Origin of the sequence: Spiroplasma turonicum (assembly GCF_001262715.1) — a bacterium.
GTDB lineage: Bacteria > Bacillota_I > Bacilli_A > Mycoplasmatales > Mycoplasmataceae > Spiroplasma_A > Spiroplasma_A turonicum.
This window is the reverse complement of record NZ_CP012328.1, coordinates 493,198-508,631: the sequence shown is the minus strand read 5'-3', so window position 1 is coordinate 508,631 and position 15,434 is coordinate 493,198. Positions and strand designations below refer to the sequence as shown.

Sequence of the window (15,434 nt, the reverse complement as noted above, 5' to 3'; positions counted from 1 at the left end):
TAATAATTAAGATTTACTTTCAATATATGAAATACTAGCTGATTCAAAATATTCTGACATGTTGTTTATGAAAAACTGAATTTTGAATTTATCATTGTTTTTTGGTAATGCATCTTTGTTAAACTCAATTTTTGTTGAATAAATCATGTTATTAAATTCGTTTTTCTTTATATTATTTAATACAAACATATTAACTTCTTCAGTGTTTTTATCTAAATCATAAAATGTCTTAATACTAAATTTTACATCTGCATTAACTAATGAATCATCTGTAATAATAAAAAACGCGTTAATTTTATCTTCTTTACTAGTTAAAACATTTTTATCAAGAAAAGCAGTATTTTCAGTTATTGCTAATGGTATAAAGTTATTACCACATGAAACAACATTAAAGATTATTGGTGTTATAAAACTAATACCAGTTAATAAACCTAAAACTTTTTTCATAATTAATTCCCTTCACCTACATTGTAGATAATGTTATTATAGCATAATGTTATAAATAGCTATTTTTTTTAACAAAAAAAACCTAAGTAAATAGGTTTTCATTTTATAAAATGTATCTTAAATAAATTATAATTTTAAAAATTAAAATTATCTGGATCTGGACCGTCTCTAAATTGTTCTATTTTGTTTAATAACTCCATGTCATCATTTGTAAGCTTAAAATCTGAAATGTTTATATTATCTAAAACTCTAGAAGGCTTCGAAGTTTTTGGAATAACAATATAATTAAGTTGGTAAGCTCATCGTAAACAAACTTGTGCCTCAGATTTATTATATTTTTTTGCTAATTCTTTAATTTGTTCAATATCAAAACATTTTCCTCTAATCATTGTGCCTCATGATTCAACTAAAATATCATTGTTTTTACAAGTTTCAACAACTTCAAGATTTTTTAAAGCTGGATGTAATTCAAATTGATTAACGACTGGTTTAATTCTACAATTATTAAGTAATTCTTCAATGTGGTTTTTTTGAAAATTACTTATTCCAATTGATTTTACTTTTCCTTCATCAACTGCTTCTTCCATTGCTTTATAACACTCTAATCTATATTCAGTTGGTCAGTGAATTAATAATAAATCAATGTATTCTAAATCTAATTCTTTTAAAATATTATCAATTGATTTTTTAGCATCTTCATATTTATGATCAGAGTTTCAAATTTTAGATGTAATAAATAGTTCTTCTCTTTTATATTCACATTGTTTTAATGCTTTTGCAATAGTTTTATGATTATCATAAATTTTTGCAGTATCAATAAGTTTATAACCTGCTTTGATAGCAGTCTTAATAACATCCATGCATTCTTCTTCATTTGTTAATTTATAAGTACCTAAACCTATTTTTGGAATTTTTAAACCATTATTCATTGTATAGGTTTCATTTAATAATTTATTCATATTTTCCTCCTTTTGACTAATATTATTGTCAAGAAAATTATATACCCTAAAAAAATAAAATTGATTTATATTATAAAAAAACTATTTTATTATATTATTAATTGATACTTTTAAAGTATTAAAAAAATCTACTATTGTAGATTTTTTTAATAAATATAAAGTTTTATGCCTTTGCATTGTTATTAGCTCAATCAACAATCATATTTACTAAAGGTTTGGCTAATTTAGAACTTAAAGGTATCAAAATTAGTTTATTTAATATAAACTCAGCACCTGGTACTTTTAATAAAGCCTTTAATGCCGGTATTAAACTAATTGCTTGACCTCCAAAACCAACTAATAAGTTTATTGTAACTTCTTCTAATCAATCTTTACCATTTGTTAGAACTAATTGTTGTAAAAAAAGCTTAAATTTATAAATACCTAAAGCAACACTATTTTTAGCCTTATCCATTCAGCTTTCTTTTTTATTTTCTGCATCAACTTCTGCTTGTGTAGAATTACTTTTTAGTTGTTTTACATCTAATCCAATTTGGTTTGATTCTGGTTGATCTTTATCAGCATCATCATAAATATGATTACCATTTGAATCGATCATTAATTTTATACTGATTTTTCAACCAGCTAATGATGAATAATCAAGATCTAATCATGAAATAAATGTGTTTTCTGGTATTTCAACTGACAATGTCGAACTCATTCAAGATTCTACTTTACTTGTCAAATCATCATACTCTGTTTTTTTATTTACTTTTTCACTGTATGCATCTTTCACATTTACTGTACCCAAATTATTTGAACCTGCATTTTCAAAAGATTTTTTCATATCATCCATAAATGCTTTGGTTACAAAATAATTATTGAATGCTTTTTGCATATTTTGCTCAACATCTTTTAAATCATCCTTGTTTTCAACATTTCCTCTTACAGTTTTATTAAGACTATTTAATATTTCAGTGTTATTTTCAGAAGTAAATATATCTTTGTACTGCTTATTAGAGAACTTAACTGAACCATTTATGTCACCTGGTAAATTGAAATTTATTACTAGGTTTGAGTTTTCACTTGGTGCATTATCACCTTTGAATGTATCATAAACTGTTTTTGCAGCTGCTACTGTTTTAGATTTTGATGTAAAATCTAAGTTAATAACTTCATCTTTACTTTTTGAACCACATGCAATAACTGTGCTACTTGCTGATGCACTTATTGCAAATGCAGTTAATAATGTTAATACTTTTTTCATACCTTATCTCCTATTTTTACTACTTGATAATAGTACTACAAAAGTTTAGTAACAAATAAGTTTATAAAAATATTTTTAATTTATAAAAACATTTTTATAAATTAAAGTATGTAAACAAATTCAATAATAATGTTATTTCTATTACTTAAAGTCTGAACTATCTATTTTTAAATAATTACTAATTTTATTAATTATTAGTTTATTAAATCCAATTTTATTTCCATTTTTTGTCTTATTTTAAAGAAAGAATCACAAATGAAATTATATATAGTTTTAGCTACGTATTGATGTACATATCTTGTAGGGTGTACTTGATCTATAAAAAAATAATTATCAATTTCATTAGTTTCATGACCTTTAACATTAGAATTTTGCATATAAAATAATTTTTCATCTGACTTAAAATATGTTCCATCAACACCAAAATTATTTACTATATTTAAAGATTTATTAAAGGTTTTTGAATAAAGCTCACTATAATTAGTAATTATATTTTTAAAATTATGATACAAATCATATTGAAATATTTTATAATTATAAACTTCTTTTAAATTAGAAATTACTTCATCGGTTTTTTGATGATATTCATCATCATATGTGTGAAGCAAATTAACTAAACTTGGTGCTGCATTAGAAAGTGCAGTAACCTTACCATATCTATCTAATTCACCACCTTTAACTGTTGGCAATTGTCTTAAATCAGGTGAATTCATAAATAAAACATTTGCCCCAGTTGACAATACTGTATTTAATGCTAAATATATGTTTTCAGATGATTTCCTTATAATTTCATCTTTTTTTGGCAAAGATGAGTCTGCAAGACTTAATAAAACATCCATCATATCATTACCACCAATTTCAACTAATACTAAATCATTTTCGGTCAATTTTTTTTGACTAACTAAAGCATTAGCTTGTGATAAAATATCAACTTTCATTTTGGTTTTATTAATATTTGCTTCTCTTAAAGTTAATGTAATATCATCTCATGCTCTAGCACCACCAACTGCATAATTTCTACCATTTTGATTATCTTTACCAACCAATAATTCTCCTGCAGTTTTCATAGGTCCATCAAATCCAAAATAACTATTTAATCATTCAACAGTAGTAATTCCATTAGAATATGATGGAAATTGATTTCTTATTGCATCTTCAGTCTTAAAATTACCTCTAAAATCAAATTTGTATCCTTTATTAGAATTTTTATCAATTAAAGCTTGTGCAATATATTTATAACCACCAGCATCACTTAGACTATCTCCTAAAACATAAAAATTATTTAATTCAGGAATTTTATAAATAATTTCTTTTGTATCATTGGTGCATGCGATTATAGTTGATGATATATTTATACATAATGATAAAGATGATATTATAGATAATATTTTTTTCATATAATCTCCTTAATTAAAAAAATATTAACATAATTTTTTTTTATTACTTTAAAGATTAACATCTTTTTAAAAAATAAAAATATTTTATATAATCAATTAATAAGTTATTATTTATTACTGCTTTTTAAACTGTCATAAAATTTTTTATTTTTGTTTTTATAATTTTCCATTTCTTTTAGCTTATTATAATTTTTATTTCAATTTTTTGGATTAATTCTCAAAATAAAATCATTATTATCAATATTAACTTTTGATAATTTGCATTCATTTATAATAAAGAAAATAACTAACATAATTGTAAATACAAATACAAAGGTTGGTTGTAAAATTTGTCCTATTTCATTAGAACCTAACTTACTAAAAATATCATAATAAATATAAAGTAGAAAAGAAGCCATGATTGATGAAGCAATTATATTAAAATATACACTTCCTTTAACATTTAAAACATCCTTTACTTTTTTTGTTTTATGATTAACAAGTGCTGCTAACATAAGGATTAAATAAGTAGTAAATGCAAGCACAACAACAGAATCTGAAATTTTATCTATTAAAAAAGTTACTGCTTGACCAACATAATAAAATTCATTTGTAACATTATTCTTATCAATATAACTTCTATAGACAAATCAAGAAGTTAATGATAATACTAACAAAGTTGATGAAATTATTATTGCATTTAAATAACCACTTAATTTATATGAAATCATTGATTTACTTTTTTTATAATAAACTAATTGAGGTCCTTTATTATCAGTTGTGCTTGTTAAATTTATAACACCAAAACTACTAAAACCTGCAACAGATCCTAAAACAACAAGTGCAATTAATAATTTACAAGCTAATGCACCTTCTTTAGGCAATAATGATGATATAAGAGAAAATGAATCTGCATTGATTGTACCAAAATATAATGCAACAGCAAATAATATATTTACAAACAGAACCATAATTATTCCAATAACTTGACCAAATGCAAGCATTTTTTTATGTTTAATTTCTTTTTCAATACTTGATCCATACATAAATCCATCAAGTTCAAACAATAACATAGGAATAACTAATATAAAATAACTAAATTTTCATTGAGTTGTATTTTCACTAATAAATGCAGTTGTATTAGAGTGAAACTTAGCAAAAAAACCTAAACCTATTACAAAAATTAATGGTACAAATTTTAAATTATTAAAAAATATATGTAAGTATTTAAATCAACCATTTGATGCATGACCATTTGATATACACATAAAAAATATTATGAATACTGCAATAAATATAATTAAAAAAGCTTCTAAATCTTGGTTTATTCATGGATTAGATCCAAAATAATCGTCAAAGGAACGAAATACATAATATGAAACAGTTATTGCCATTAAACCTACATAAACAGGTATATAAATTAAACAATAAAATAATGAAAAAATACTGCCAGTCCTTCTACCTATGAAAGTTTCTGCAAAAGAAGTATGAGTATGATATCTATTTTTTATACTTGTACCTAATTCAATAAACACAAAAACCATTGATATACCAATAAAAGACATTAAAACAAGAACAATTAAAACAATATACGGGTTATGAGCAGCTAATAAAGCTTGTTTACTTTTTAAATATATACCAACACCAATTGAGTTTCCAAAAACAATAGAAAAAACTCTTCAGAAGTCAAATGCTGCTGATTTTCTAGTTTTTATGTTACTTATTTGAGTATACAAAGTTTCTGTTGGGTCTATTTTTTTTATATTATTATCCATATTATCACTTTCTTTTAATATTTTTAATTATAACATTTATATGTTTATTTAATAAAATAAATAAAATAACCAACAAAAGTTGGTTATAATTAAATATTTATTTAATTTGTAGATATATTATTCTTCATCTAATGAATAATATATCTTAATTGATCCACTTATACTGTGCATATAATCTAATTTATAGCTATTGTTTTTCACTGTTAAAGTTATAGTTCCTTTTGAACCTATTTCTTCATTAGGATTAGATTTATTTATAACAATATCAAATATAGTTTCAAAATTATCTATAACATTTTTTGAACTTGCTGTACCTTTAATTGATTCAGAATTACCTTGATTGTCAAAGAAGTATTTTTTACCATTTGCAAGTGATTCTCAGTAAGTTGGAAATGCTGCATCATAATCAGAAACATTTGTTATTCCTTCAAATAATTCTCTATATAAATCAGGTCCTTTTTCTTCAGTTGTTAAGTAGATTGGTTCCAATTGACCAGTTAATGATTCTCCACCATTTTCCATTTCAGTTAAATTTCATATTTGTGGTAGTTCACTTTCACTTTTAATTGTAACTTTAAATTTTAAACTTAATGGTTCATTAGTGTAAGTACTATTTATATCAGTTGAAATAATTGCGGTGCAATTGTTTTTATCATCTTTATTTATATTTTCAATTACAAACTCAGAACTTGATGCATTAACACTATTTTTTTTAGTAAATGCATATATTATTTTTTGAGATAAAGTATAAGAATCATCAAAATCATCTTGACTCATTTCTATTGAGTCTAAATCTGTTTTTTTAAATTTATCCTTAAAATTTTCTTGTTTACCTAAAACAATAGTAGCTTTACCATTTATTGTATAACCATCAACATCATTTTCATGACCTTCTTTTACAGTTAAAACTAGTTTACTAATATCATTTTTGCTTGTCTCACCCAAATTAACTGAGTTATCATTTGTATCTTTAAAATCAATGTTAATAAGATTAATTAATGTTTCTAGATTCAAATCAATGTTAGCAAGTTCTTTTGCCTTGTCTAATGTTTTTTTTACAAATAATTTAATTGAATCAAATATTGTGTTTGTATTTTTTAAATCAGGAACCATTATTTTACCTGTATTAAGATTTGAAGGTCTTACAATCTCCCCTAATCCTTTATTATTTACAACAGACTCAATTAATGCTAAATCAAATGATGATCTAGTTTTTTTATATTCATAGGTAACTTCTACACTCCCTATAAATGATGTAGAACTGTCTTTTGCTTTTATTTTTGAACTTGTAGTTGTTACGCTGCCATCAAAGTCAACATCAGTTGCTTTTAAACCAAAATCTTTATTTGTATTGTTTATTGCATCAACGATATTATTAATATCAGGCAAGTCTCCTTGACCAGATATTTTTCCTAAGTTTTTTGTTTCTAAAGTTGACAAATCTTTTTTTTCTATTTGAGTTCCATTTTCATTTTTATCGCTACAAGAAACAGCTGTAGCCCCAGTAGTTGCAATTATCCCTATTGCTGTTAATATACTTAATAATTTTTTCATAATTTCCTCCAAAATAATTATATAAAACAAAGTTTATAAATTTTTTTTAGAAACTATAAATTAATTTAATATTAATTAAAACAATGAAAATCTATTGACTTTTTATTTTTTTTACTTAAAGTTATTATTTATAAATCTTATAAGTGTTACATATCAACCTAAAATTAACTTAAAAGTTATTAAATAAATTTTTTTTATTATATATTTATTTAATAGAAAATTTATTTCCTTAGTTAAACAAAATAATTTAATAATAAAAACTATATTTAATTAATAAATAATTGTAAAATAAACTTCATTTTTTAATTTAAGCATTGCGTAACCTAAGTAGACCAACTATTTTATATATGCTGGTTTTTTGATCAAATATATTATATTTCAAAAATTGTAGTTTGTTAAAGTTATAAACAAATTTTCTAAAGTATCATAAAAATTTTGTATATTTTTAAATTTACAGCCATAAGTTTTAAAAAACTTTTCTTTTACTCATCTATTTAAACTTTCGGTTGAGGCGTTATGTTTAAAACCTCTTCTAGACATAGAATGCACTATATTATTATTCTTATTTACATATTCAAATATTTTTTAACATGAGAAAGCTATACCTCTGTCTGATTGTATTACTTTGTTTGATTTAGTGTTTATTGAATACTCATTTATTCTTTTAAAAACCTTTAACGAGCCGTTTGAATTTTCATTTTTATCAAAGTTATATGCAATAATAGTTTTTAATCCCAGTCATAAGATATCATGCAATTTAATTTTGTTTTATAAGAATAATTATATAATTCTATTTTTAGATTAGTACCATCAACTCCAACTACATTAGGAGTATTGTAATTCATTTCAATAAAATCATCTCTAACATAAGAGTTATGTTTTTTAGATTCATTTAAATAACTTGATTTTTTAAAAATTATCCCTACTAAATGAGTTTTTAAATACCTCAGGTTTTTCTCTTTTGATTAGGTTAATCATTTTTTGAGAGACTCTTTTATTTTTATTAACAAAAATTAATTTCCTTATTAAAAGAGAACCTGTTTGTAAATCATTATTTACTTATTTAAATCTTTTACTAAGTCTACTGCATTTTCAAATCTTTCATTTTCAAAGCTATTAATAGTGGGAATCTTTAGCTTGTATTTGTATAACAAAATAGGGTTTTCTAATTTTAATTTCATTTTGAATTTCTAATAAGTATTTTTATGAACTTTAAAATAATTTAAAAGCCTATTGGTCCCCATGTCATAATTAGCAACTAAATAATATATTTGAGTGCATGCATAATATTTATAAGCTTTTGTTGCCATTATCATTATCTTTTCCTTCTTGCTCATTTTCAATAAATTCATCAATATTGTTGCCGTGCAAGAAGGAATGGACTTTTCCAATATTTCTTTACTCGCTATTGCTAACATTTTTTCTTCTATCTCAAACTTTAAGTTTTTTTCTAATTTTTTTATTCGGTCCTTAAGTATTTTATTTTCCTTATTTTTTTCTTTAAGTTCCTTAGAAATAAAATCTTTTTTTAACTTTTGACTCATCAATTTAACCTCTTTGCAATCCTTATATATACTATAAGAATAACAAGATTTTGAGGACTTATATCAGATTCTTATTAATTGCGATCCTGCTTTAATATTTAAATCATTAGCTATTTTGTCTATATTTTCACCGTTTTTGTACCTTTTTACGGCTTCAGTTTTTATATTCTTATCATAAATTTTTGGCATTATTTCCTTTCTATCAAAAAAACCAGTAATTTTATACTGGTCTACTTAGCTTCCTTTTTACTTTAATAGTTTTAATTTTTTAAAAATATTTGTATTATATTTTTTATATTTATAACAATGGGCAAAATAATTAAATGTTTCATTTGAGAATCTATTTAAGTTAATAATTTTATAATTTATAATTTAATATAACTCTAATTTATTAATTTATTATATCTATTTATAAACAAACTATTTAATTCAACAAAAAGTGAATTCTAAAATATTTTCTATATTATTATCAAAATTATTTTAAGAATAAACTTGATTTTACAGTATTGTTAAATCTAAGTAAAACAATTCTTTTATAAATGTTTGGGAGTTTTGATTAAATATATTATATTTTATTAATTGTAGCTTATCGAAATAATAAACCAATTTTTATAAACAAGCAGAAATATCCTCATTTTTATTATATCTTATATCAAATTGCTTTAACTTTATAGTATTGTTTTTATAAATTTAATAAATAATTTGCTTTTAAACCTTTTAATTATTATTATCCACAAATAAATTATTAAGTCTTTTAGATAAAAAAAACTAAACCTATATATAGTGTAGAATTTATTTTAGACACTTTTTCAATTTACAAAATAATTTTTTGATGATAAATATATTATTTTGAATCTGGTCTAAACTATATCAATATAATGCAATGTAAATCTAAAGTTAACAAGTGTTGTATAACACTCAATACCTTTTTCAATTGTTCATTGTGATGTCATACTAAATTTAATTTTATTATCAACAACTTTTATATTGTAATCAATTATTGCATCAATGTATACATAATAAAAATCATCTGCATCGCAATATCAATCCCTGTATTTTACTTTCATATTTGTTAAATGCTTAGTAAATCTACCTGAATAACCAGAACTTGTTGCTATTTTATTCAGTGGTACTGTTTCTTCTTTATTGCTAGTATCAAATTTTTGTAATTCTGAACTAGTAGCCGCTACATTAGGACGATCACTATTTTTAACCTTATAAACCATAAAATCATATGAGTATTTTAATTTTTTATTAGCATAATCATCAATTGTAGAATTATTAAAATCAAATTGATATCTTGTTGAAGTTGTAAATCCGAATTCTGCAACATTTGTTTTACCTGTATTTTCTGGAAAACCAAGTGCAAGATATGCACTTTCTCTTGATACACCTCCATAAATAATATCATTATCTGGATTTCTATAAACAGAAGTTGAAATATCTTTTTTATACATGTCAGTATCCATTTTAATTACTCAACTACCTTTATATACTAATGAATCATTATTAGCTTCAATATTTATACCCTTATTAAAACTATCAACTTTAATTTGTTTTAATTCTTCATAATAAATATCTGGATTTGCAGATCTTAATTTTGAAATAACTTCACCTTCATTTGATCAATTTAACTTACCTAAGTCGAAGTTTTTAATATGATAATATAAAACATACCTACGAATTGAACCTTCTATAGTAGAAGATCTACCATTAATATTTTTTATTGTCAAACTAAATGTATAATAAATATATTCTAAACTTGGTTCTAATGATTTATAACTTAAAGAATTTACTATTAAATCATTTTTACTAAAATCTTTTAATAAACTATTTTTTTCAATTAAAACGTCTTTAATTTGTTCATCACCAGACTTAATTTTATTAAATCAATAAATATTGCCATAAATTGCTTTGTTGTCTAACAATATGTCAACGTTAGCAGCTTTATAACTAAAATCTATAGTAGAGCTAGTTGATGTACCTACTTTAGTTATTTTTAAACTTGATTTTCAAGCCCCTTTATTTGTAATAACAATATTTAAATATTTATTTTTATAATAATCTCTCAATATACTATTCTTATTTAATACATCATTTATTATGTTTTCTTCTCTATAACTATTAATCTCACCAATGTTAGTTGTGTTAATCATATTAGTAAATTGATTTACTTGATAGTTAACTGTTAGTCTAGATTTATTATCAAAACTTTTGTTAGTGTAAACAACTGCACCATTATATGTCATAGAATTTTCATCAACTAATAACAAAGATTTTTCAAAATTTAATATTGGATTAATTGAAGCTAATGCATTAATAATTTCAGATTTATCATAAGGATTATTTATTTTAGATTGAATAGTCAAATTAGGAATAATTGTAAAAAGATTTTTAGGTGTTATATTAAAATTATAAGACTTGTTAATATTTTTAGAATAAACTTCAAAGATATTAATTCCTTTAAAACTATATTGTAAGCTTGATTTATCAAAAATTTTAAATGACTCATTTTTTTCTTCGATTTTTGAAACTACACTTTCATTAGTGTATTCAGATATAATGCCAAGGTCACTTATTTTAAATAAACCTTGAAAACTACTTATTTTAAAAGTAACCTTTAACTTTCCTATAAAATTTTTTATAGTTATCTCTGCAAAGTTTTCACCAAATTGCTTGATACTTATTTCATCATTTGCAAACTTTTTATTATAACTTTTAAATGTTTCTATAATTTTGGATTTTTCTAAGGAACTTAATGAACCTAAATCAGTTTTAATATCAGGCATTTGATCTAAATATTTATTTACTTCATTACTAGAATTGTTTGTATTTGAGTTATTGCTTGTTGTAACACTATTATTTGAAATTTTAAGAAATAAAGCTGCATTTAATCCTATAGTACTTAATAAAGCACATGTTATCAATATTGTTTTTTTCATTATAAATATCCTTCTTTAAATATAGTATTATATAACAATCATTAATTCTTAAACTTTTTAGTAATTAAAAATAAAATAGTATATTAAAAAATCTTTTTATAACATTTTAAACAAAAAAACTCTATTATATAGAGTTTTATAAAATATTATTTTTTGACAGCTGTGATTATAACTTTTCCAGTGTAATTATTAATTCCAGTAATTGTAAATACGTATTTATCTTCAATTGAAGTTTTATCAACTGAAATTGTATAATCAGTGTTTTTTGTTAAGTTATATTTAGTTTTTAAGTAATTTACAATATCATTTTCAGAATTTAATAAATTTGAAGTATAATAAGCACCATTTGTTAATCATGAGTCATTTAGATCTATGATATCATTTAATGACTTAGTATTTGTAGATTTAGAATTAAAGTATAGGTTTAATCTACCTTTGTAATTGCCAGTACCACTTATTATTACTTCATCTTCTCAAATATAATCTATTTTAAAGTCTGTTTTTTCAACACCTGTCATAGGGTTTACTATTTTTAGATTTTTGTAAATATCATCAACTGTAATTTCTTTGTAAGGTTTATTAATTGAACCAATATTTAAATTACCAATATCATCTTTTAATTCCATAACTTTAGGATTTACAACAGTGTATGTTAAAGTTACTTCTCCCTTTTCAAATCTTTTTTCAGTTGAATCAATTATTGATTGGAATTTATTATTTGAGTTTTCTTTTGTACTAAACATAATATCTGATGCATCTAAATTAATTCCTGGGTTTTTTAAAGTTATAGCATTTGCAAGTTGCTCTAATGTTGGGTATGCAGACTTATTATTTAAGTTTATAACACCTAAGTTTTTATTTTTAATTTGATCATTCAAATATGGATACATTTTTTGATTTCTTAATTTATATACAACTGAAGCCTCACCATAATATTTCTGTGATTTTGAATTAGCTCTAATATAAGCAGTAGTATATGTTGGTGTAGTAATTAGATCAAATTCTTCAGGAACTAAGTTAAGTTCTAAAACATTATTAATATTTTTAAATATTTGTTCTTTAGTTGGTAATTTAGATTCATAATTTAAATCAATATCGCCAATATTTGAGTTTGTTGAAATATAATCTGCTATATTACGTTTTTTATAATTTGTTAATTTATATTTAAACATAACATGCTCAGAATTTTTAAATTTATCACTTGTTTGATTTGCTGGAATTAAATATACACCAGAATCAGTTTGAGTACCTTCTTCAATAATCAAGTCTTTAAGAGCTATTTCATCTAAACCAGTTAAATTATTAGTTTTATTAATTGCTTTAATAATTGTTTCCAGTTTTGGTAAATAGTTAGTACCTTCTAGATCAATTGTACCTAAATCATTTGATGGGGCATATAATTTAAGACTAATACCAATTAAATCATATTTTAAATCAGCTTCTCCAGTATAAACTTTACCAGTACCAACAATTTTAGCTTCATGATAATTTTGACTTACTATTTCAAAGTCAGATAATTGTAAATACTTTTTACATTGGTCATTCTCATTAGTATTTCTTATTGCAGTTAATAATTGTTCTTTGTTTGGTAATCTAGTGTCACCATTTAAATCAATTGTTCCAATTGAACCATTTTTTATAACAGTTGATAATGGTGTTGTATTTGTAGTTGTTTTATATTGAATAGATACTTGACCTGTAAAGTTACTATCTTTTTTTGCTTTTACAATTGCAGATGTAGTTGTTTTTTCTATAAATTCTACTTCTCCAACAGCAAAACCATTTGTAATAGTATCTTTATTTCTTTCACTTAATTTTTTGAATAAATCATTATCATTTGGAACATCCATATTATATTCAACTTTAAATGTACCTAAATCAGTTTCTTTTATTAATTCAGTTAAATCAATTTTTATAGCATTTATTAAAGTATATTCAAGATTTACTTGCCCTACTATGTTTTGAGATGTTCATTCTGGATGAGTTGGATCAAGTTGTGTTTTTAACAATGCACCTCTATAGCCAATATATTCAGATGGTGTATATAATTCTCCGGAATAAAATTTAAAATCAGCTTTATAAATCTCATATACTTCTGGTTGTTTTTCAATAAATAATTCAATTAATTTCTCTTGACTTGGTTTTGCATATTTATTTTCTAAATCGATTACACCTAAATCAAGTTTTCCTTCAAATGGTTCAGGTTTATATAGTTCAGTTAAATCAATTTTTGATCTTTTTGAAACAACTAAATTAAATTCCACTTCTGAATTTTCAACTAAATAATTATAGCCTTTGGCAATAATTAATTTACATTTTGCACTTCATTTTCCTGCACCATAACCTTCTGTTAAGTCAACTGTCGAATTAACTTTATCAATAAAACTATAATCTTTTTCACTTATATTAAATAATTTAGCAAAGTTTTTAATAATATAACTGCCTTTATTAGCCTTTATCCATGATTCAATAACTTGATCAATAGACGGTGTTCTACCTTCATAATTCATATCAATATCATAAGTTACACTTTTACTAGTAACTTTTTCATCATTAATTTCTAGTTTTTTAATATTTAATAATGAATAATTAAAAGTTTGACCTTGATTATCTTTTAAAATATTTGAACCTTCTCTAGGTGTTAAATTAACATTCTCATTCATAATATCATTTGTTAATAATTTATTTTTAAAATCTTCTGTATTAAAATCTTCTATTTTTAAATTTGGTTTATCTATATTTTTTTCATTTATTTTTTCGACTAAAAGTTCAAGTGATGGTCTATTATCTTTGTTTTGTAAATCTATATCTCCTAAATCTGCTTTATATTGCGATAATGAAATTCTATCTTCAAATTCAGCAATATAGTTAATTACTTTTTCACCTTTAAAGTATTTTGAATTACTTGTAGCATATAATGTTACATCATATACTAATTTTTCACTATTCATTCTTTTTTTATTATCTTTTAAGGCAAAGTTGTTATTTATAAAATCTTGTTGTTCTTTACCAGTTAAATTACCATAAAATAAGTTTTTTATTGAACTTACATCATTTACTTTTGTTTCATTAACTGCTTTCATTTCTGAAATTATAGTGACTAAATCAGGCATATCTTCATAATGCTTAAGTTTAATAGGTTGATTAATTGAATCTTCTTTGATTAAACCCATATCATCTTTTTCCTGGTCTAAATCAATTACACGATTATTAGATAAAGTGAAATCAACTTCAAAAGAACCACTATATTTACTTCCATCTAAAGCTGAGATTGTTAACTTTTTCTCATCCATAGCAAGATTTTGAAAACTGTCAGTTTTATCTTCCATTGAGAATTCTGTTGATTTAAAATTTGTATCATTTAAGTTATTAACATAACTTAAAACAAGATCTAAATTTGGTGTTAATGATGAATTATTTAAATCAATGTCACCTAGGTTTTTTACTTTAACATAATCTTCAACATTTCTTATTGATTGTGAACCTATGCTTATAAAACCACTAACAATTGTAGCTGATACAGCTGTTAATTGTAATGATGCTACAACTATTAAAGTCTTTCTCATGTTAACAATCCTTTCTTTCAATTTT

At 23.0% G+C, this 15,434-nt stretch carries 10 protein-coding genes; all 10 read right to left on the bottom strand.

What is annotated here, in order from left to right:
* Positions 1–6: 6 nt before the first annotated feature.
* The 10 genes from STURON_RS02315 to STURON_RS02270 all read right to left on the bottom strand — a co-directional run bounded on the left by STURON_RS02315 (position 7) and on the right by STURON_RS02270 (position 15,409).
* Positions 7–447 carry a hypothetical protein gene (locus STURON_RS02315; protein ID WP_075048272.1) on the bottom strand — a complete coding sequence of 147 codons (441 nt, stop codon included), beginning with the start codon at positions 445–447 and terminating at the stop codon, positions 7–9.
* Between the two features lie 134 nt (positions 448–581).
* Positions 582–1,406, bottom strand: coding sequence for an aldo/keto reductase (locus STURON_RS02310; protein WP_075048271.1), 825 nt, complete (start codon positions 1,404–1,406; stop codon positions 582–584).
* 163 nt (positions 1,407–1,569) lie between these two features.
* Positions 1,570–2,652 carry a lipoprotein gene (locus STURON_RS02305; RefSeq protein WP_075048270.1) on the bottom strand — a complete coding sequence of 361 codons (1,083 nt, stop codon included), beginning with the start codon at positions 2,650–2,652 and terminating at the stop codon, positions 1,570–1,572.
* A 194-nt stretch (positions 2,653–2,846) separates the two neighbouring features.
* The gene (locus STURON_RS02300; protein WP_075048269.1) at positions 2,847–4,049 is read right to left on the bottom strand and encodes an SGNH/GDSL hydrolase family protein; all 1,203 of its coding nucleotides are present in this window, start codon (positions 4,047–4,049) and stop codon (positions 2,847–2,849) included.
* A 107-nt stretch (positions 4,050–4,156) separates the two neighbouring features.
* Positions 4,157–5,803, bottom strand: a complete 1,647-nt coding sequence (locus STURON_RS02295; RefSeq protein ID WP_075048268.1) for an amino acid permease — start codon at positions 5,801–5,803, stop codon at positions 4,157–4,159.
* A 117-nt stretch (positions 5,804–5,920) separates the two neighbouring features.
* A complete protein-coding gene (locus tag STURON_RS02290; RefSeq protein ID WP_075048267.1) occupies positions 5,921–7,357 on the bottom strand; it encodes a lipoprotein in 1,437 nt (478 codons plus the stop codon).
* A 1,055-nt stretch (positions 7,358–8,412) separates the two neighbouring features.
* Entirely contained in the window at positions 8,413–8,538 is a 126-nt protein-coding gene (locus tag STURON_RS05930; protein ID WP_257719732.1) for a hypothetical protein, read from the bottom strand.
* Between the two features lie 9 nt (positions 8,539–8,547).
* Positions 8,548–9,090: a hypothetical protein gene (locus tag STURON_RS02280; RefSeq protein WP_075048265.1), complete on the bottom strand. Its 543-nt coding sequence runs from the start codon at positions 9,088–9,090 to the stop codon at positions 8,548–8,550.
* Between the two features lie 671 nt (positions 9,091–9,761).
* Complete coding sequence (locus tag STURON_RS02275; RefSeq protein WP_075048264.1) at positions 9,762–11,843, bottom strand: hypothetical protein; 2,082 nt, start codon at positions 11,841–11,843, stop codon at positions 9,762–9,764.
* A gap of 146 nt (positions 11,844–11,989) precedes the next feature.
* On the bottom strand, positions 11,990–15,409 hold the full coding sequence (locus STURON_RS02270; protein ID WP_075048263.1) for a hypothetical protein: 3,420 nt from the start codon (positions 15,407–15,409) through the stop codon (positions 11,990–11,992).
* Positions 15,410–15,434: the final 25 nt, after the last annotated feature.